The sequence below is a fragment of the Streptomyces sp. NPDC047982 genome, assembly GCF_043204165.1.
In the GTDB taxonomy this organism is placed as follows: Bacteria; Actinomycetota; Actinomycetes; order Streptomycetales; family Streptomycetaceae; genus Streptomyces.
The window spans coordinates 259,593-278,054 of the sequence record NZ_JBIDBS010000002.1 but is presented as its reverse complement, the minus strand read 5'-3'; the positions used below and the strand labels follow the sequence as shown (position 1 = coordinate 278,054).

15 protein-coding genes are annotated in these 18,462 nt (G+C 73.2%); 3 read left to right on the top strand and 12 right to left on the bottom strand.

Annotated elements, in window-relative coordinates:
* Positions 1-6: 6 nt before the first annotated feature.
* Both ACGF2V_RS03080 and ACGF2V_RS03075 read right to left on the bottom strand, forming a co-directional pair.
* Complete coding sequence (locus tag ACGF2V_RS03080) at positions 7-1,035, bottom strand: PhoH family protein (protein WP_362620475.1); 1,029 nt, start codon at positions 1,033-1,035, stop codon at positions 7-9.
* Positions 1,036-1,172: 137 nt separating this feature from the next.
* Complete coding sequence (locus ACGF2V_RS03075) at positions 1,173-2,366, bottom strand: PfkB family carbohydrate kinase (RefSeq protein WP_362704320.1); 1,194 nt, start codon at positions 2,364-2,366, stop codon at positions 1,173-1,175.
* A 349-nt stretch (positions 2,367-2,715) separates the two neighbouring features.
* Here ACGF2V_RS03075 and ACGF2V_RS03070 point away from each other — a divergent pair, with 349 nt between their 5' ends.
* Entirely contained in the window at positions 2,716-4,245 is a 1,530-nt protein-coding gene (locus ACGF2V_RS03070) for an MFS transporter (RefSeq protein ID WP_362620471.1), read from the top strand.
* On the opposite strand, the gene ACGF2V_RS03065 is transcribed toward ACGF2V_RS03070, so the two are convergent.
* The 9 genes from ACGF2V_RS03065 to hrcA form a co-directional block, all read right to left on the bottom strand.
* Positions 4,209-5,219, bottom strand: a complete 1,011-nt coding sequence (locus tag ACGF2V_RS03065; RefSeq protein WP_362620470.1) for an adenosine deaminase — start codon at positions 5,217-5,219, stop codon at positions 4,209-4,211. The two genes, ACGF2V_RS03070 and ACGF2V_RS03065, sit on opposite strands and share 37 nt — an antisense overlap.
* 66 nt (positions 5,220-5,285) lie before the next feature.
* Positions 5,286-6,218 carry a ribonuclease Z gene (locus tag ACGF2V_RS03060; RefSeq protein WP_362620468.1) on the bottom strand — a complete coding sequence of 311 codons (933 nt, stop codon included), beginning with the start codon at positions 6,216-6,218 and terminating at the stop codon, positions 5,286-5,288.
* Positions 6,219-6,266: 48 nt separating this feature from the next.
* Positions 6,267-6,626 (bottom strand): histidine triad nucleotide-binding protein, encoded by a 360-nt coding sequence (locus ACGF2V_RS03055; protein WP_362620466.1) that lies wholly within the window; start codon positions 6,624-6,626, stop codon positions 6,267-6,269.
* Positions 6,627-6,771: 145 nt separating this feature from the next.
* On the bottom strand, positions 6,772-10,002 hold the full coding sequence (locus ACGF2V_RS03050; protein WP_362620464.1) for a S41 family peptidase: 3,231 nt from the start codon (positions 10,000-10,002) through the stop codon (positions 6,772-6,774).
* A gap of 137 nt (positions 10,003-10,139) precedes the next feature.
* Complete coding sequence (locus ACGF2V_RS03045) at positions 10,140-10,682, bottom strand: hypothetical protein (protein WP_362620463.1); 543 nt, start codon at positions 10,680-10,682, stop codon at positions 10,140-10,142.
* An 84-nt stretch (positions 10,683-10,766) separates the two neighbouring features.
* Positions 10,767-11,513, bottom strand: coding sequence for a 16S rRNA (uracil(1498)-N(3))-methyltransferase (locus ACGF2V_RS03040; RefSeq protein WP_362620462.1), 747 nt, complete (start codon positions 11,511-11,513; stop codon positions 10,767-10,769).
* Complete coding sequence (locus tag ACGF2V_RS03035; RefSeq protein ID WP_362620461.1) at positions 11,510-12,586, bottom strand: nitronate monooxygenase; 1,077 nt, start codon at positions 12,584-12,586, stop codon at positions 11,510-11,512. Before ACGF2V_RS03035 ends, ACGF2V_RS03040 begins: the two co-directional genes overlap by 4 nt.
* Before the next feature lie 136 nt (positions 12,587-12,722).
* Positions 12,723-13,862 carry a molecular chaperone DnaJ gene (gene dnaJ / locus ACGF2V_RS03030; RefSeq protein WP_362624429.1) on the bottom strand — a complete coding sequence of 380 codons (1,140 nt, stop codon included), beginning with the start codon at positions 13,860-13,862 and terminating at the stop codon, positions 12,723-12,725.
* Entirely contained in the window at positions 13,863-14,879 is a 1,017-nt protein-coding gene (gene hrcA / locus ACGF2V_RS03025; RefSeq protein ID WP_362624431.1) for a heat-inducible transcriptional repressor HrcA, read from the bottom strand. It lies immediately after the preceding gene.
* A gap of 202 nt (positions 14,880-15,081) precedes the next feature.
* Here hrcA and ACGF2V_RS03020 point away from each other — a divergent pair, with 202 nt between their 5' ends.
* The gene (locus ACGF2V_RS03020) at positions 15,082-15,927 is read left to right on the top strand and encodes an MBL fold metallo-hydrolase (protein ID WP_362704317.1); all 846 of its coding nucleotides are present in this window, start codon (positions 15,082-15,084) and stop codon (positions 15,925-15,927) included.
* A gap of 245 nt (positions 15,928-16,172) precedes the next feature.
* Entirely contained in the window at positions 16,173-17,009 is an 837-nt protein-coding gene (locus tag ACGF2V_RS03015) for a DUF3097 domain-containing protein (protein WP_362704315.1), read from the top strand.
* A gap of 126 nt (positions 17,010-17,135) precedes the next feature.
* On the opposite strand, the gene hemW is transcribed toward ACGF2V_RS03015, so the two are convergent.
* A complete protein-coding gene (gene hemW / locus ACGF2V_RS03010; RefSeq protein WP_362704313.1) occupies positions 17,136-18,377 on the bottom strand; it encodes a radical SAM family heme chaperone HemW in 1,242 nt (413 codons plus the stop codon).
* Positions 18,378-18,462 lie beyond the last annotated feature (85 nt).

Here is an 18,462-nt window from a genome sequence, read left to right as displayed (position 1 = left end):
CTGCGACTACTTCCCGTGGTGGCTGTTTCGGCTGTCGTACTTCTCGTACGCGTCGACGATACGGCCGACGAGCCGGTGCCGGACGACGTCGTGGGAGGTGAGCCAGGAAAAATGCACGTCCTCGACGCCTTCCAGAATCTCCTGGACCTGGCGCAGACCGCTCTTGGTCCCGTTCGGCAGATCGACCTGGGTGACGTCACCGGTGATGACGATCTTCGAGTCGAAGCCGAGGCGGGTGAGGAACATCTTCATCTGCTCGGGATTGGTGTTCTGCGCCTCGTCGAGGATGATGAACGCGTCATTGAGCGTCCTGCCACGCATGTAGGCCAGCGGCGCGACCTCGATCGTGCCCGCCGCCATGAGCCGGGGGATCGAGTCGGGGTCGAGCATGTCGTGCAGCGCGTCGTACAGCGGGCGCAGGTAAGGGTCGATCTTCTCGTAGAGAGTGCCCGGCAGGAAGCCGAGACGTTCGCCCGCCTCGACCGCGGGCCGGGTCAGGATGATCCTGTTGACCTGCTTGGACTGGAGCGCCTGGACCGCCTTCGCCATGGCGAGGTAGGTCTTTCCGGTGCCCGCCGGGCCGATGCCGAACACGACCGTGTGCTGGTCGATGGCGTCGACGTACCGCTTCTGGTTGAGCGTCTTGGGGCGGATCGTACGACCGCGGCTGGAGAGGATGTTCTGGGTGAGCACCTCGGCCGGCGTCTCCTCGCCCTCCCCCTCGCCGCTCTCGCTCGCCCTGAGCATGGCGATCGAGCGTTCCACTGCGTCCTCCGTCATCGGCTGACCGGTGCGGAGCACCAGCATCATTTCGTTGAACAGGCGCTGGATGAGGGCGACTTCCCTCGCGTCTCCGGCGGCACTGACCTCGTTGCCCCGGACGTGGATGTCGACCGCGGGGAATGCCTTCTCGATCACGCGCAACAGCGAGTCGCCCGAGCCCAGCACGGTCACCATCGGGTGCTTGGCCGGGACGGTGAACTGGGCTCGCGCCTGCCCGGGCGCGGGGGTCTGGGCTATGGGTGTCTGCGTCATGGGCCGGCCCTGTGGCCTGCACATACCTCCCGTTGCGGGGTTCTCGCCGATCGACAACCTCTGGCTACCAGCCTACGACTCGCCACGGACAGCACCGAGAGCTTTTTCGTGCGCGCCACGAACACGTGTACCGCCCATCACGCCGGGTGGCGGAAGCCGATCGTCGGTACGGCCCTGCGCAGCGGCCACGGCCGGGCGGTGGCGGGCAACAGGTGCTCCAGGAACGCGTACCGCCTGAGCGCCGCCGGGTCCTGGTCGGGGAGCGTGCGTACCCGCTGCCACCAGGCGGCGATCTCGTCCCAGTCCGGGGCCGACAGCGAACCGCCGAACTCCTGCACCGAAAGCGCTGCGGTCAGTCCGGCGAAGGCCAGCCGGTCGGCCAGCGGCCAGTCCGCCAGCGTGCCGGTGACGAATCCGGCGACGAAGACGTCACCGGCGCCGGTCGGGTCCAGCGCCTCGACCTCGATGGCGGGCACCTCCGCGCTCGCCCCGGTCCCCGCGTCCACCGCGTACGCGCCTTCCGCTCCGAGGGTGACCACGGCGAGCGGTACCCGCTCGGCCAGGGCGTGGGCGGCGGCGCGCGGGCATTCGGTGCGGGTGTAGCGCATGGCCTCCTCGGCGTTGGGCAGGAACGCCTGGCAGTGCTCCAGGTCGACGAGAGCGTCCAGGTCCCAGCGGCCGGTTTCGTCCCAGCCGATGTCGGCGAAGATCCTGGCTCCGTTCCCGGCCGCCGCGGCGACCCACGGTTCGCCGCACCCGGGAGCGAGCGAGGCGATGGCGGCGCGGGCGCGGGGCGGGCACCACGGGAAGGCGGTCGCCGCGTCGGGCGGCGCGGCGCCGACGGCTCCGGCGGGGGCCGGAACGCAGGGGCCCGTGGCTGCGCGCGTGCCGGGGACGACCGCGGGGGGCGGGGCCTCGTGGCCGTGCGAGACCATCGTCCGCTCGCCCTCGTACGCCATCGAAACGGTCACTGGCGAGTGCCAGCCGGGAACGGTGTGCGACATGGACAGGTCGATGCCCTCGCCGTGTTCCAGGGCGTCCCAGCAGTACTCCCCGTAGTGGTCGTCGCCGAACGCCGCGGCCAGGGAGGTGTGAAGTCCCAGCCGGGCCAGCGCGGTGGCCATGTTGGCGACGCCTCCGGGGCTGGAGCCCATGCCGCGCGCCCAGGTCTCGGTGCCGCGCACCGGGGCACTGTCCAGGCCGGTGAAGATGATGTCGAGGAAGACCGTGCCGGTGAGGAAGACATCGCAGTCGGGGTCCTGCGGGGCACGCAGCCCGTCCAGCGGGTCGATCCCGTCCAGCGGGGCGGTCTCCGGAATGTCCGCTCTCACCTTGCACTCCCCGGTCGTGGCAGATCCGGCCAGTCTGCCTGATCCGGGCCATCAACCGGAGTGCTCCGCGCCGCTCCTCCGCGAGGGCCTGCGTCTGCACCCGGGCTCCGACCTGCAAAAACGTTTGCGCCTACCCGCCCATGCGGCATGCAAACCAATTGGTGACTCGGATCACACCAAGGTGCCTTCCTGGGAGCCGAAGCCAGTTGATACAAATTGGGCCGCGAGCCCGGTCGGCGACTCTTGCCGACGCGTGCGCCTCGTCTCCCCCGCCCTGCTTCTCCCCCGCTCCACCACCCCATGCCTCCCTGCCGTCCTTCGGCATGCCCTCGTGTCCTCAGGAACGCCCATGTCCCCGCGCCCGCGCACCGCCTGGCCCCTGGTCGCCGTCTTCACCGCCGGTCACCTCGCCGCCTACCTGCTCCCCACCGTCGTCGGCCGGCTCTCCGTCCATCTGGGCCTGGGCGCGACCCGGGCCGGCGTGGTGGGCAGCGCCCTGCTGCTGAGCTCGGCGGTCGCCGGGTTCGCGCTGGCGGGCCGGGTCGAATCGTTCGGGCCGCGCAGAGCCGCCCGGACCGGCCTGGTGCTCGCCGCGGCGGGATACGGCTGCGCGGCACTGGCGGGCTCCGTGCCGCTGGTGGTGGCCGGTGCGGTGGTCGGCGGTCTCGGTTCCGGTACGGCAAGCGCGGTGGCCGCGGCGGGTATCGCCGGACGGCAGGACCCGCACCGGACTTCGTCGCTCGGCCTGCTGGGCGTCTCCGCGACGGCCGGCGCCCTCTATCTGACGCTCCCGCACCTCGGCGGTGGCCACCGGCTGCCGTTCGCGTCGATCACACTGGTCGCGCTGCTCGTATGGCCCGCCACCGCCCGGCTCGACGGGGCCACGGGCAGCGGAACCGCCGCCCCCGCCGCCCGTCGGCTGCCGCACCGCCGCTCCGGCATGGTGTTGGCGGGCGGCATGCTCGTCTGGTCCATGGCGCAGAACGCGCTGTGGGGCGTCAGCGGCCGGATCGGCACGGTGCAGGCCGGGCTGTCGGAGGTCACCGTCGGGGCGGTGTTCGCCGCCGCGCTCGGCGCGGGCCTGCTCGGGGTGACGGGCGCCGGGATGCTGGGCGCCCGGCTCGGCCGGGCGGTGCCGGTCGGCCTGGGCACGGTGGTCATCGCGGCGAGCATCGTGCTCAGCTCGTCGGCCGGGAACCTCGGCTCGTTCGCGACCGGCGAGATCCTGTGGAACACCGTCTACCCGGTGGTCCTGTCGTACCTGATCGGCCTGGCCGCGTCCCTGGACGTGCACGGCCGGTGGGCGGTCCTCGCGGGCTCCGCCTCGTCCGTCGGCGTGGCCTGCGGGCCGGTGCTCGGCAGCGTGCTGTCCGAGCGGGCCGGGTACCCGGTCATGGGCCTGCTGCTCGGTTTCCTCACGCTCCTGGTCGCCGTCCCGTTCACGGCCGTCGCCCTGCACACCGGCGGCCGCCCGCTGCTGCCGGGAGCGGTGCGCCGCGGGGGCGGCGCCCCGGCCGCGCTGCTCGCCGCCGTCGGCGGCGGCGCGGTGCCTGGGCCGGGGCCGGAGCCTGTCCGGAGCCTCCCGCCCGCGGTGCGCCGGCCGGTGCGGTACCTCGCCGCGTCAAGATCGCCCGCGTACGTCCGGTACGCGGGCGGCCCTCCGCCGTGCGACGCGCCGCGCCGAGCGCCGCGGCGCCTGCCCTGCGGGCGGACGACGGAAATCTCCGGACAGGCCCTGCGCCTGCCGGGGCAGGCCGTCGCGGAGATCAGCCCGCCCGCGCTGCGCGGCGGCGTCCCGGACAGGGACGCGTTGCCGACGGCCGGCCCCTCGGGCGGGGCCGCTCAGTCGAACGCGTACGCGTCGACCTCGGCCAGGTAGCGGGCCCTGCGCTCCTCGTCGTGGTCGAGGAAGGCGGCCTCGAAGGAGTTGCGGGCCAGGGTGCGCAACTGCTCCCGGTCCAGGCCGAGGGCCTCGTGGACGGCGTGGAAGGTGTCGGCGACGTAGCCGCCGAAGTAGGCGGGGTCGTCGGAGTTCACCGTGCAGAGCAGCCCGGCGGCCATCATCTCCCGCAGCGGGTGCCGCTCCAGGGTGTCTATCGCGCGCAGCCGTACGTTGGACAGCGGGCAGAGGGTGAGCGGCACGCGCTCGGCGACCAGCCGTTCCACCAGCTCCGGGTCCTCCATGCAGCGCAGTCCGTGGTCGATGCGCTCGACGCCGAGGACGTCCAGGGCCTCCCGGACGTACGCGGCGGGGCCCTCCTCTCCGGCGTGGGCGACCTTGCGCAGCCCGAGCGCCCCGGCCGCCTCGTACACCTCGCGGAACTCGGCGGGCGGGTGCCCGACCTCCGCCGAGTCGAGGCCGACGGCGCTGATCCGGTGCAGGAACGGCTTCGCGGACTCCAGGGTCTCCATGGCCGACTCGGCGGACTGGTCACGCAGGAAGCACATGATCAGCTGGGTGGAGATGCCGTGCTTCTCCTCGCTGCGGTCCAGCGCCCGGCCGAGTCCCTCGACGACGGTGCCGATCGGGACGCCGCGGCCGGTGTGCGCCTGCGGGTCGAAGAAGATCTCGGCGTGCCGGACGCCCTGGGCGGCGGCGCGGGCGAGATAGGCGTCGGCGAGTTCCTCGAAGTCCCGCTCGGTCCGGAGCACCGCCATCAGCGCGTAGTACAGGTCGAGGAAGCTCTGCAGGTCGTCGAAGAGGTAGGCGGTGCGGAGCTCTTCGGTGTCCGCGTACGGCAGCCGCACGTCGTTGCGTGCGGCGAGCGCGAAGGCCAGCTCGGGTTCGAGGGTTCCCTCGATGTGGAGGTGGAGTTCGGCCTTGGGGAGGTGGTGCACGGGCTTCTCGCTCACAGGGGGTGGTGGTGATCGGGGCGCCGCGGCTGCCGGGGCACGGCAGGCGGCCGGGTCACCTCCAGGCTATGCCGGGTCGGGACGGGCCGAGGCGTGGTGCCGGGTGGGCACGGGGATCCGGTCGAGGTCGCGGGCGACGGTCAGCCCGCCCTCGAACCCCGCCGCGCGGGCCTGGGTCTCGAAGACGGCCGGGTCGTCGTACCGCTGGGAGAAGTGGGTCAGCACGAGGTGCCGTACGCCCGCGTCCCGGGCGACCCGGGCCGCCTGTCCGGCGGTCAGATGGCCGTGGTCGGCAGCGAGTCGCTCGTCCCCGTCGAGGAAGGTCGACTCGATGACCAGCAGGTCGCACCCCTCGGCGAGGACGTGGACGCCGTCGCAGAGCCGGGTGTCCATGATGAACGCGAACCGCTGGCCGGGCCGGTGCTCGGAGACGTCGTCGAGCGTGACGCCGCCGAGGACGCCCTCGCGCTGGATCCGGCCGATGTCGGGGCCCTTGATGCCGTGCTCGGCGAGCCGGTCGGGCAGCATGCGGCGCCCGTCGGGTTCGACGAGCCGGTAGCCGTACGACTCGACGGGGTGCGAGAGGCGGTGGGCGCTGAGCGTGTACGCGTCCGTGACGGCGAGCACGCCGTCGACGGCGACCGGCGCCTCGGTCAGTTCGACGGACTCGCGGTAGGCGGTCGCATACCGCAGCCGTTCGAAGAAGCGCCGACCGCTCTCCGGGTAGTGCGCGGTGACCGGGTGCGGCACCTGGTCGAGGTTGATCCGCTGGATCACCCCGGCCAGGCCGAGCGAGTGGTCGCCGTGGAAGTGCGTGACGCAGATCCGGTCGATGTCGTGCGCGGCGACGCCGGCCCTCAGCATCTGGCGCTGGGTTCCCTCACCGGGGTCGAAGAGGATGCCCTCGCCGTCCCAGCGCAGCAGATAGCCGTTGTGGTTGCGGTGTCGGGTCGGGACCTGGCTGGCGGTGCCGAGGACCACGAATTCGCGTACGGACATGGTTGCGTTCTCGCTCGCTGCCGTTTCTTTCTCGTGCCGGGAGCGCCCTCAGCCGGGGGGCCACTGCATGCCACGGCCGCCCAGCACGTGGGCGTGCGCGTGGAACACGGTCTGTCCGGCGCCGGAACCGGTGTTGAAGACGACCCGGTAACCGGTCTCCACGATCTTCTCGTCCGCGGCGACGTTCCCCGCCTCGCGGAGTATGTCGGCGGCGACCCCCGGCGCGGCGGCGGCGAGGGAGGCGGCGTCCGGGTGGTGGAGGCGCGGGATGACGAGGACATGGGTGGGCGCCTGGGGGTTTATGTCCCGGAAGGCCACGGTGGTCTCGGTCTCCCGCACAATGGTCGCCGGGACGTCACCCGAAACGATCTTGCAGAACAGGCAGTCGGGCTGCGGTTCTCCCGCCATGGGCTCGGCTCCTCGGTCGGTGCTGGTCGCTGTGGGGTGGTGATCGTTGTACGGCATGGTATCGGGAGGGCCGGGACCGGCCACGGGCCCGGGTGGGGCACGGGCGGTCCGGGCCGCGACCTCGGTCCGGACCGCCCGGGGAGCGCTACGCCCCCGGCCGCTCCGGCGCGCGCTTGGCCGGGGTCTCGGCCAGCGACGCCAGCGCGATCCTGATCGCCTCGTCCAACTGCGGGTCGCGTCCCGCCGCGTGGTCCTGAGGAGCCATCATGACCTCGACGTCGGGGTCGACCCCGTGGTTCTCCACGCCCCAGCCGTAGGTCTCGAACCAGAACGCGTACTTGGGCTGGGTGACCAGCGTCCCGTCGACGAGCGTGTACCGGCTGTCGATGCCGATCACACCGCCCCAGGTGCGCGTGCCGACCACCGGACCGATGCCCAGCGCCTTGATCGCGGCGTTCACGATGTCGCCGTCCGAGCCGGAGAACTCGTTGGCGACGGCGACCACCGGGCCGCGCGGCGCGTCCCCCGGGTAGCTGTACGGCTGCATGTCGCGCGGCAGGTCCCAGCCGACGATGCGCCGGCCGAGCTTCTCCACGACCAGTTGCGAGGTGTGGCCGCCGCGGTTCTCGCGGACGTCCACGATCAGGCCCTCGCGGGCCACCTCGACGCGCAGGTCGCGGTGGAGCTGCGCCCAGCCCGAGCCGACCATGTCGGGGACGTGGAGGTAGCCCAGGCGTCCGCCGGACCGCTCGTGGACGTACGCCCGGCGGTCGGCGACCCAGGCGTGGTAGCGCAGCGCCTCCTCGTCGGCGACGGGCACGACGACGACATGGCGCGGGTCCCCGCCGTCCACGGGCGAGACGGTCAGTTCGACCGGCTTTCCGGCCGAGCCGGTGAGCAGCGGTCCGGGCCCGGTCACCGGGTCGACGGGGTATCCGTCGACGGCCAGAATCGTGTCCCCGACGCGCGCCGCCACCCCCGGGGCGGCGAGCGGCGAGCGGGCTTCGGGGTCGGAGGTCTCGGACGGCAGGATGCGGTCGATGCGCCATGCGCCCTCATCCGTACGGGAGATGTCCGCGCCGAGCAGTCCCTGGCGGGCGATCTCGTCGCGCCACCAGGCGGGGGGCCTCACATAGGCGTGCGAGGTGCCGAGTTCGCCCTGCACCTCCCACAGCAGGTCGACCAGGTCGTCGTGGGTGGCGACGCGGTCCAGCACCGGGCGGTAGCGGTCCAGGACCGCGTCCCAGTCGACGCCGCCCATGTCGGGGCGCCAGAAGTTGTCCCGCATGACGCGCCCGGCCTCGTCGTACATCTGGCGCCATTCGGCGGCCGGGTCGAGGGTACGGCGGATCCGGGTGAGGTCGACGGTGACGCTGGTGTCGCCGTCGTGGTCGTCGTCCCCGGCCGAAACCCGGCTGTCGGACGGCACGACGCGCAGCTTGCCCCGGGTGTGCAGGACGAGGCGCCTGCCGTCGCCGCTGACCGCGAACGCGCCGACGTCGGAGGCGAGTTCCTCGCAGCGCAGCTTCTCCAGGTCGTACCGCTCCAGGACGGTCTCGGGCTCGCGGGAGTCGGGCGTGGCGCCGCTGGTGCCGAGCACCCCGGTCACCGGGTGGCACAGCCACAGCAGCCCGTCCTTCGCGGCGCGCAGCGTGGAGTACCTGGCGGCCTCGACGGGCACCGGCACGATCCGGTCGGCCAGCCCTTCGAGGTCGATGCGGGTGACGGGCAGCGCGGTCGGGTTGTCCTCGCCCTCCCCGCCGCCCTTCTCCTTCTCGGTCGGGCGGCCGTGGCGCTGCGGCCCGAACGGGGAGGGCGTGGTGGCGGCGAGCGTCAGCAGGTGCGGGCGGCAGGCTCCGATGAACGCCAGGTCGAAGACGTGGGCGTCGTAGACCGGGTCGAAGGACCGCTCGGAGAGGAACGCGAGGTGCTTGCCGTCGGTGGTGAACGCGGGGTCGAAGTCCCGGAAGCGCAGCGGGGTGGCCTCGGCCACCGACAGGTCGGCGAGGTGCGCCAGCTTGAGCTGCCGGAGCGGCTCGGGCCCCGGGTGCGACCAGGCGAGCCAGGCGGAGTCGGGTGAGAAGACCAGGCCGGAGGCGTCGCCGTGTTCGCTGCGGTCCACCTCGTGGACCTCGCCGCTCTCCCGCTCGACGACCAGCACCCGCCCGTCGTGGGCGGCGACGGCGAACCGGCTGCCGTCCGGTGCCGCGGCGAGGCAGAGGACCCGGCCCAGGCGGCCTGCGGCGAGACGGCGGGGCACGGTGCCCGGTGCGGTGCCGGTGGCGGGGGCGCATTCCAGGGCGTCGTCGCCCTCGGCGTCGGTGACCCAGACGACGTGCTGGTCGCCGTCGGCCTGGAAGGTGCGGGGCAGCCTGGCCCGTACGCCGGGTTCGACGGCGAGCGCGCGGACGGGGCCGTCGCGGTGGGTGACCCAGTGGACGGCGCCGCGTGTGGCGACCGCGCTGCCGCGTCCGGTGCGGTCCGGGGAGGCACTTTCGAGGTGGCCGCCCGCGTGCAGCGGGTGCGGCTGGAGGTCGGCGCGCTGGCCGCCGAGCCGGATGTCGAGGCGGCGGGGCTCGGCCCCTTCGAGGTCGTCCAGCAGCCAGAGTTCACCGGCCGACGCGTAGCAGACGCGGGTGCCGTCGCTGGTCGCGTGCCGGGCGTAGAAGCCCTCGACGCCGGTGTGGCGGCGCAGGTCGGAGCCGTCGGGGAGGGAGGAGTAGACCGCGCCGACACCCTCGTGGTCGGAGAGGAACGCGAGACGGCCGCCCACCCACATCGGGGCCTCGATGTTGCCGTCGAGGTCCTCGTGGACGCGTATGAACTCCGCTGCCCCGTCGGCCTCTTCCTCCGCGGCGATCCACAACTTGCCCGCGGTGCCGCCCCGGTAGCGCTTCCACGCGGCGGCCTCGCGCCCCATGGTGGCCGAGAGCAGCAGGACCCGTCCGCCGGGTCCGTACGCGAGGGAGCCGACCGGTCCGTACGGCAGCGTCCGCGCGGGCCCGCCGTCGACCGGGACGGCCCTGGCCCAACTGCGTCTGAACGACGCCTGGTCGTGGGCGCTGATGGCCAGTACGTCGCCCTCCGGCGTCCAGCCGCGTACGGAGGTGGTGGTGTCCCCCCAGTAGGTGAGCCGCGTGGAGGGGCCGCCGTCGACGGGGGCCACATGCACCTCGGGTGCCCCGTCCCGCGTGGACACCCAGGCGACCCTCGTGCCGTCTGGGGATATCCGCGGCTGGGAGACGGGCCGGTTGTCGGCGCTGACGCGCCAGGCCCGGCCGCCGTCCAGCGGTGCCAGCCAGACGTCGTCCTCGGCGGTGAAGGCGATCACATCGCCCTGGACATGGGGGTATCGGAGGTAGGCAGACTGCGTCACACCGATCACCCTAGGCCGCGGTCGTGCTCCGCGGTACCGGGTTGGCCGGAGTGCGCCGGGCTCCCGCGGCGCCGCGACGTGCGAGGCGCGGAGCGGGGGCGGCGGGCGCGCGGAGCGGGACGGGCGCCGACCCGCGCTCACGTGCCCCGGGGTGTGCCGGTCACCGTGACCGTCACGGTGACCGTGGGCCGGGCGCCGCCCTGACCGCTGCTCCCGGGCGGGTACACCGCGCCGAACGTCGGTCTGGCGTCGCAGTCGCCGAGCACATCCGTCCGGAACACGTCCCTGCCGTCGGCCCGCGCGGTCAGGTCGCCCCGCACGCATCGTCCGTCGAGGGCCTGGGTCACCCTGCCGCTGATCGAGATGTCCTGTCCGCTCCCGGTCCTTCCGGTGCAGTCGACGTGCCCGGTCCGGGGCGCGGAGGCGGCGGGCGACCCGTTCACCGTCCCGCCTGCGTCGAGACGGTCGACACCGGCCGAGCAGCTCAGCCAGCGCACGTCGACGCCGTTGCGCTCCAGGGCGCTGGTGCCGGTCCGGTCGGTGGTCACGGCGATGGACGCGGAGTTCAGACCGCCCGCCGGATCACAGGCGACGAGCCCCGCGACCGCCGCGCCCGTGAGCGCGGGCGCGGCCAGAAGGCGACGGATTCCCCTGCGACACCATGCCCTTGTTGTCCCCATACGGGCACCTTCCCACCGTTCGCCCGCGTGGCGGTAGACGGCTTGCGGCCTCTTCGGGGGTGGCACCGGCGCGCGGGCGGGCGCTCACGACCAGCGGCCGGTGCGCCCCATCAGCAGGGCCGTTGCCGCCGTGCCGGCCGTGGAGGTGCGCAGCACGCTCGTGCCGAGGCGGCAGGTGCGGGCGCCCGCGGCGGCGAAGACGGCCAGTTCGTCCGGCGACACGCCGCCTTCGGGGCCGACGACGAGCACGATCTCGCCCTCGGCGGGGAGTGGGACGGTGGCCAGCGGTTCGCTGTCATGGTCGCGGTCCTCGTGCAGGACGGCGGCGAAGTCCGCCGCGCCCAGGAGCGCGGCGACCTGCTTGGTCGTCAGCGCGTCCGCCACCTCGGGGAAACGCACCCGCCGCGACTGCTTGCCCGCCTCCCGGGCGGTGTTGCGCCATTTCGCGAGGGACTTGAGGCCGCGCTCGCCCTTCCACTGGGTGATGCAGCGCGATGCCTGCCAGGGCACGATCGCGTCGACGCCGGTCTCCGTCATCGTCTCCACGGCGACCTCGCCCCGGTCGCCCTTGGGCAGGGCCTGGACGACGGTGATCCGGGGGGCGGGAGGCGGCTCCTCGTGGACTCCCGCCAGGCCGGTGACGACGAGCCGGTCCTTGCCCTCGGCGGCGCCGACGACGCCTTCCGCCCAATGACCGTGACCGTCCGTCAGCACGACGTCCTCGCCGGGCCGCAGCCGCTTCACCGAGACGGCGTGCCGCCCTTCGGGCCCTTCCAGGACGAACTCGGGCCCGTCGGGGACCCGTTCGACGACGAAGACGGGTGCGGTCATCGCGTGCTCCCCGCGTTCAGTGCCGCCCGTGCGGCATCCAGTTCCTCGACGAGGAGGCCGACCAGCCGTCCGGCGGGCAGCTCGCGGGCCATCCGGTGCCCCTGCCCCGCCCACAGGGCCATGCCCTGGGCGTCCCCGGACGTGGCCGCCGCCTTGCGCAGTCCGGCGGTCAGGTAGTGGACCTGGGGGTAGGCGGCGGGGGCGTACGGACCGTGCTCGCGCATGAACCGGTTGACCAGCCCGCGGGCGGGGCGGCCGGAGAACGCACGGGTCAGGGCGGTGCCCGCGAACAGCGGATTGGTCAGCGCCTGCCTGTGCAGCGGGTTCGCTCCGGACTCGGGACAGACGAGGAACGCCGTGCCGAGCTGCGCCGCCTGCGCGCCCGCGGCGAGCACCGCGGCGATCTGGGAGCCGCGCATCAGTCCGCCCGCGGCGACGACCGGCAGATCCACGGTCTCGCGGACCTGCGCGACCAGGGAGAGGAGGCCGATGCCGGTGCCGTCGTTCAGCGGGTCGTCGCGGTGGGTGGACTGGTGACCGCCCGCCTCCACGCCCTGCGCGCAGACCGCGTCGGCGCCCGCCCACTGGGCCGCCTGTGCCTCCTCGGGCGTGGTCACGGTCACGACGGTGTACGTGCCGACGCCCGCGAGCGCGTCGAGGGTGTCACGGGTCGGGCAGCCGAAGGTGAACGAGACGGCCGGGACGGGGTCGTCCAGGAGGACGGCGAGCTTGGCCTCGTAGCCGTCGTCGCCGCCGGGGGCGTCCGGGTCGCCGAGCGGGGTCTCGTACCAGGCGCCCTCGCCCGCGAGCTGGTGCCGGTACACGTCGACGGCGCTCGGGTCGGCGAGGTCGGGCTGCGGCATGAAGAGATTGACGCCGAAGGGCCGGCCGGTGAGCGTGCGCAGCCGCTCGATCTCGTGGGACATGCCGTCGGCCGTCTTGTACCCGGCGGCGAGGAAGCCCAGCCCGCCCGCCTCCGAGACGGCTGCGGCGAGCTCCGGACGGGACGTACCGCCCGCCATGGGGGCCTGCACGATCGGATACCGGCAGAGATCGGTCAACACGGATGACATGACCGCATCGTGTCACGTCCCGCGCGCCCCGGCGTGCACGGGACGCGGCCGTGCGCCGTTCCCCGTCGGCCGGGGAACGGCGCACGCAGGCCGCACACGTGCGCGCGGGGCCGCTCGGCGGCCTGCGCGGGGCCTGTCAGCGGCCGTTGAAGGCGTCCTTCAGCCGGGAGAACAGCCCCTGCTGGCCGGGCTGGAACTGGCCGGTGGGCCGTTCCTCGCCGCGCATCTTCGCCAGCTCGCGCAGCAGTCGTTCCTGCTCCGGGTCGAGCTTCGTCGGGGTCATCACCTCGACGTGCACGACCAGGTCGCCGCGCCCGCCGCCCCTCAGATGGGTGATGCCGCGTCCGTGCAGCGGGACCGACTGGCCGGACTGGGTGCCGGGCCTGATGTCGACCTCCTCCAGGCCGTCGAGCGTCTCCAGCGGCACCTTCGTGCCGAGCGCGCCCGCCGTCATGGGAATCGTGACGGTGCAGTGCAGGTCGTCGCCGCGGCGCTGGAACACCGGGTGCGGCAGTTCGTGGATCTCCACGTACAGGTCACCTGCCGGGCCGCCGCCGGGGCCGACCTCGCCCTCGCCCGCGAGCTGGATGCGGGTGCCGTTGTCGACGCCCGCGGGGATCTTCACCGTGAGCGTGCGGCGCGACCGGACGCGGCCGTCCCCGGCGCACTCCGGGCACGGGGTCGGCACGACCGTGCCGAAGCCCTGGCACTGCGGGCAGGGCCGCGAGGTCATGACCTGGCCCAGGAAGGACCGGGTGACCTGGGAGACCTCGCCGCGCCCGCGGCACATGTCACAGGTCTGGGCCGAGGTGCCGGGAGCGGCGCCCTCGCCGCTGCACGTGGTGCAGACGACGGCCGTGTCGACCTGGATGTCCTTGGTGGTGCCGAACGCCGCCTCGGCGAGATCGACCTCCAGCCGGATCATCGCGTCCTGGCCGCGCCGGGTGCGCGAGCGGGGCCCGCGCTGCGACGACGTACCGAAGAACGCGTCCATGATGTCGGAGAAGTTGCCGAAGCCGCCCTGGCCGAAGCCGCCCGCGCCGCCACCGCCGCCGGAGGCGGACAGCGGGTCGCCGCCGAGGTCGTAGACCTGCTTCTTCTGCGGGTCCGACAGCACCTCGTAGGCGGCGTTGATCTCCTTGAACCGCTCCTGGGTCTTCGGATCGGGATTCACATCCGGGTGCAGCTCGCGGGCGAGCCTCCGGAATGCCTTCTTGATCTCGTCCTGGGACGCGTCGCGGCGCACGCCGAGTACGGCGTAGTAGTCCGTGGCCACTTACGACTCCGCCAGGATCTGTCCGACGTAACGTGCCACTGCGCGTACCGCTCCCATCGTTCCGGGGTAGTCCATGCGGGTCGGTCCGACCACGCCGAGTTTGGCGACTGCCTCGTCGCCCGAACCGTAGCCGACTGTGACGACGGACGTGGAGTTCAGTCCCTCGTGGGCGTTCTCGTGCCCGATGCGTACGGTCATGCCCGAGTCCGTGGCCTTGCCGAGCAGCTTCAGCAGCACGACCTGCTCCTCCAGCGCCTCCAGCACCGGCCGGATCACCACGGGGAAGTCGTGTCCGAAGCGCGTGAGGTTGGAGGTGCCGCCGATCATCAGCCGCTCCTCCGTGTCCTCGACCAGGGTTTCGAGCAGGGTGGAGAGCACGGTGGACACGGTCCCCCGGTCCTCGCTCTCGAAGGATTCCGGCAGGTCCTGCACCAGCTGCGGGACGTCCGAGAAACGGCGTCCGACGACCCGGCTGTTGAGACGGGCCCGCAGATCGGCCAGCGAGGTCTCGCCCAGCGGGGCGGGGCAGTCGATCATGCGCTGTTCGACCCGGCCGGTGTCCGTGATCAGCACGAGCATCAGCCGGGCGGGGGCCAGCGACAGCAGTTCCACGTGCCGCACCGTCGACCGGGTCAACGAGGGGTACTGCACGATGGCGACCTGCCGGGTCAGCTGCGCGAGCAGCCGGACGGTACGGCTCACGACGTCGTCGAGGTCGACCGCACCGTCGAGGAAATGGTGGATGGCGCGGCGTTCCGGCGACGTGAGGGGCTTGACGCCCGCGAGCCTGTCGACGAAGAGCCGGTAGCCCTTGTCCGTGGGGATACGCCCGGCGCTGGTGTGGGGCTGGGCGATGAAGCCCTCGTCCTCCAGCACCGCCATGTCGTTGCGGACGGTGGCCGGGGACACCCCCAGCTTGTGCCGCTCGGTGAGCGCCTTGGAGCCGACGGGCTCCTCGGTGCCCACGTAGTCCTGAACGATGGCGCGCAGCACTTCGAGTCTGCGTTCGCTGAGCATCGCGCGCACCTCCAGGTAGCTGGTTCAGCGGTGGTTCCCGGGCCGTCCCCGGCTTCCTTCCCCAGGGATCCGCCTGGCACTCTGTCGGCAAGAGTGCCAGCCATCCCCCGGTCAGTGTACGGCGGCGGAGTGGGGACCTAGCAAGAGTGATCGGCCACGCGCTCGCGAGACCGTTCCGGGCCGCTGCCGATAGCGTTCCGGTATGGACACCTCTTGGGAAGAGTTCGGCTGGGAGCGGATCGGTCACGGTATGGGACGGCGCCGCCTCCCCGGCTGGGACGCGACGACCGCGCTGGTGGCCGGGGCGGAGGGCGCGCTGCTCCTCGACACCGGGTCGACCCTCCGCGAGGGAGCCGGCATCCGGGACGGGGCACGGGCCCTGCTCGGCCGGGAGGTGACGCATATCGCACTCACCCACCCCCATTTCGACCACGTGCTGGGCACCGCGGCGTTCCCCCGTGTCCGGGAATCCGGGAACGTCCGGGAGTCCGGGAACGTCCGGGAATCCGGGAGCGTCCGGGAATCCGGGAACGTCCGGGAATCCGGGAACGTCCGGGAATCCGGGAGCGTCCGGGTGTACGGGGCGGCCGGGACGGCGGACCTGCTGAGGAGCGGGCGCGGGGCGGCGGACCTGTGCGCCGACGCGGTACGCCATGGGGTGCCCGAGCGCGAGGCTGCGGAGGCCGTCGCCGCGCTGGTGGCGCCGGATCACGAGGTACGCGACGAGCTGACGGTCGATCTGGGCGGTGGTCGGCGGGTGCTGCTGGTGAACCTGGGCCCCGCGCACAGCGGCCACGATCTGGTGGCGGTGGTGCCGGGCTCCCCCGCGGTGGTGTTCTGCGGCGATCTGGTCGAGGAGTCCGGCGAACCACAGGCGGGCCCGGACGCGGCCTTGGCCCGCTGGCCGGCCGCGCTGGACCGGCTGCTGGCGCTGGGGGGCGAGGAAGCGGTCTACGTGCCGGGCCACGGGGCGGTGGTGGACGCGGCATTCGTCCGGGACCAGCGCGACCGGCTGGCGGCGGCAGCGCGGGGGACTGCGGGGGCCTGAAGCGGGACGGGAAGCGCCCCTCGTCCGCCGGAAGGGGACGGGGAGCAGCCCTCATCCCTGAAGAGTCGGCCCCCCCCGACCCTGAAGAGCCGGCCCCCCGACCCTGAAGAGGCAGCACCTCGACCCTGAAGAGGCAGTCTCTCGGCCCTCAAAGGAGCGAGCGGCGGCTCGCGCGTTGCCCGGAAGGGAACGGGCAGGCGGGCCCCTCGGCGTGTCGTGGGCCGTTCCCGTCCTATCGTCGTCCGATGCGCAGCTACCAGCCCGACCTGACCCCGCCGTGGAAGAGGTCCGTCCCCGTTCCCGAGGTCCCCGCCGAAGCCGATCTGGTCGTGGAGGAGGTCTCCACCGGGTTCTGCGGTGCGGTGATCCGCTGCGAGAAGACGGCCCAGGGTCCGACGGTGACCCTGGAGGACCGTTTCGGCAAGCACCGGGTGTTCCCGATGGAACCGCGCGGCTTCCTGCTGGAGGGCAAGGTGGTCACGCTGGTGCGGCCGTCGGCGGCTCCACCGGCGCGCCCCGCGCGCACGGCCTCGGGTTCGATCGCGGTTCCCGGGGCGCGCGCCCGGGTCGCTCGGGCGGGGCGGATCTACGTGGAGGGCCGGCACGACGCGGAACTGGTCGAGCGGGTATGGGGCGACGACCTGCGGCTCGAGGGCGTGGTCGTCGAGTACCTGGAGGGTGTCGACGACCTCCCGGCCGTCGTGCGCGAGTTCTCCCCCGGCCCGGACGCCCGGCTCGGTGTCCTGGTGGACCACCTGGTCCCCGGATCCAAGGAGTCCCGGATCGCGCAGCAGGTATCGGACGCGGACGTGCTCGTGGTCGGCCATCCCTACATCGACGTGTGGGAGGCGGTGAAGCCGTCGTCCGTGGGCATCGGCGGCTGGCCGGTGGTGCCGCGCGGCCAGGACTGGAAGACGGGCGTGTGCCGGGCCCTGGGCTGGGAGGAGAACACTGGCGCCGCCTGGCAGCACATTCTGTCCTCGGTGCGCTCGTACCGGGATCTGGAGCCGACCCTGCTGGGTTCGGTGGAACATCTGATCGATTTCGTGACGGCGCCCGCATCCGGCCCCGCCGGCATGTGAGGAGCGGAGGGCCGGAGGCGGAGGCCCGCGGCAGCGGGAAGGGCGCGCGTCCGGGGACGCTCCGGTCTCGGAGAGGACACGGCCCGCCGCGGCCGCACCGCATCCGTCCGGCCGCGCCCCGCTTCCTCAGTCCACCAGATCCCGTACCACCGCGTCGGCCAGCAGCCGCCCGCGCAGGGTGAGTACCGCCCGCCCCCGCCCGTACGGCTCCCGCTGCAACAGCCCGTCCTCGACCGCCCGGCCGGCCGCGGCCAGCCCCTCCGGCTTCAGCAGGGACAGCGGGCAGCCGTCCGAAAGGCGCAGTTCCAGCAGGATCCGCTCGACCCGGCGATCCTCGGCGGAGAGGATCTCGCGCCCGGCGCCCGGCGACCGTCCCTCGGCCAGCGCCTGCGCGTACGCCCCCGGATGCTTCACGTTCCACCAGCGCACGCCTCCGACGTGGCTGTGTGCCCCCGGCCCGGCGCCCCACCAGTCGGCCCCGCGCCAGTACAGCTCGTTGTGCAGACAGCGGGCCTCGGGCGTGCGGGCCCAGTTCGACACCTCGTACCAGGAGAAGCCCGCGGCCGTCATCGCCTCGTCCGCGATGAGGTACCGGTCCGCGTGGGCGTCGTCGTCGGTCATCGGGATCTCGCCGCGCCGGATGCGGCGGGCCAGCCCGGTGGCCTCCTCGACGATCAGCGCGTACGCGGACACGTGGTCCGGACCGGCCCCGATCGCCGCGTCCAGCGAGGCCCGCCAGTCGTCGTCCAACTCGCCGGGCGTGCCGTAGATCAGGTCGAGGTTGACGTGGTCGAAGCCCGCCGCGTGCGCCTCGGCGACACACGCCTCCGGCCGTCCGGGAGTGTGCGTCCGGTCCAGGACCTTCAGCACGTGCTGCCGGGCGCTCTGCATGCCGAACGAGATCCGGTTGAAGCCACCCTCCCGCAGTTCGGCCAGATACGCCGGACCGACGGATTCCGGGTTTGCCTCGGTGGTGATCTCGGCGTCGTCCGCGAGACCGAACTCGTCGCGGATCGCCCCCAGCATCCGGACCAGGTCGGCGGCGGCCAGCAGCGTCGGCGTCCCGCCGCCGACGAAGACCGTACGGACCCGGCGCGGATCGTCGCCGAGGACCTCGCGGGCCCGGCGGACCTCGCCGATCAGATGGGCGGCGTAGTTGTCCCGGGAGGCCAGGGCGCCGCCGGAGCCGCGCAGCTCGGTCGCGGTGTAGGTGTTGAAGTCGCAGTAGCCGCAGCGGGTCGCGCAGTAGGGCACGTGGAGGTAGAAGCCGAGCGGACGGTCGGCGGCGCCTTCCAGGGCATGGCGGGGCAGCGCCCCGTCGTCGGGCACGGGTTCACCATCGGGCAGTACGGAAGGCATACCGCCCATTGTCCCCCGTCGGCCGGAGACGCCCGGCCATGCCCATGACCACGAGCCCCGGCGTACGGCCCGCGCCTGGCCACCGCCGTCGTCC

Coding starts and splice junctions, on each gene's coding strand:
- hrcA (WP_362624431.1), bottom strand. CDS start 14,879: ATGCTCAGCGAACGCAGACTCGAAGTGCTGCGCGCCATCGTTCAGGAC.
- ACGF2V_RS03020 (WP_362704317.1), top strand. CDS start 15,082: ATGGACACCTCTTGGGAAGAGTTCGGCTGGGAGCGGATCGGTCACGGT.
- ACGF2V_RS03035 (WP_362620461.1), bottom strand. CDS start 12,586: ATGTCATCCGTGTTGACCGATCTCTGCCGGTATCCGATCGTGCAGGCC.
- hemW (WP_362704313.1), bottom strand. CDS start 18,377: ATGGGCGGTATGCCTTCCGTACTGCCCGATGGTGAACCCGTGCCCGAC.
- ACGF2V_RS03060 (WP_362620468.1), bottom strand. CDS start 6,218: ATGTCCGTACGCGAATTCGTGGTCCTCGGCACCGCCAGCCAGGTCCCG.
- ACGF2V_RS03015 (WP_362704315.1), top strand. CDS start 16,173: ATGCGCAGCTACCAGCCCGACCTGACCCCGCCGTGGAAGAGGTCCGTC.
- ACGF2V_RS03055 (WP_362620466.1), bottom strand. CDS start 6,626: ATGGCGGGAGAACCGCAGCCCGACTGCCTGTTCTGCAAGATCGTTTCG.
- ACGF2V_RS03080 (WP_362620475.1), bottom strand. CDS start 1,035: ATGACGCAGACACCCATAGCCCAGACCCCCGCGCCCGGGCAGGCGCGA.
- ACGF2V_RS03040 (WP_362620462.1), bottom strand. CDS start 11,513: ATGACCGCACCCGTCTTCGTCGTCGAACGGGTCCCCGACGGGCCCGAG.
- ACGF2V_RS03045 (WP_362620463.1), bottom strand. CDS start 10,682: ATGGGGACAACAAGGGCATGGTGTCGCAGGGGAATCCGTCGCCTTCTG.
- ACGF2V_RS03070 (WP_362620471.1), top strand. CDS start 2,716: ATGTCCCCGCGCCCGCGCACCGCCTGGCCCCTGGTCGCCGTCTTCACC.